Below are 254 nucleotides of genomic sequence, written 5' to 3'. Positions count from 1 at the left end.
TGGCTGGACGGCTTCTCGGTCAACGTCGACCTGTGGCGCATCTATCTGAACGACACCATCCAGCCGCTCGACGCGCAGCAGATCGCCAACCTCTGCTTCGCCACCGACACCGCCGGCGCGCCCGGCCAGTTCTGCAGCTTCATCCACCGCAACCCGGTCGACGGCGAGGTGCGCTTCATCACCTCGCCCACGGTGAACCTGGGGCGTCTCGACACCCGCGGCGTGGACTTCGGCTTCAAGTACCGCCTGCCGGA

The 254-nt window shown here is 66.9% G+C and carries 1 protein-coding gene; it reads left to right on the top strand.

All coding sequences use genetic code 11. The features are described 5' to 3' along the window. Positions 1-254, top strand: a 254-nt coding sequence (locus tag MBSD_RS09730) for a TonB-dependent receptor (protein WP_187300627.1), incomplete at both ends; no start/stop codon positions are given.

It is taken from the genome of Mizugakiibacter sediminis, assembly GCF_000953855.2.
Taxonomy (GTDB): Bacteria; Pseudomonadota; Gammaproteobacteria; order Xanthomonadales; family Rhodanobacteraceae; genus Mizugakiibacter; species Mizugakiibacter sediminis.
The sequence above is the reverse complement of the archived record's forward strand: the minus strand, read 5'-3'. Positions and strand labels throughout refer to the sequence as shown.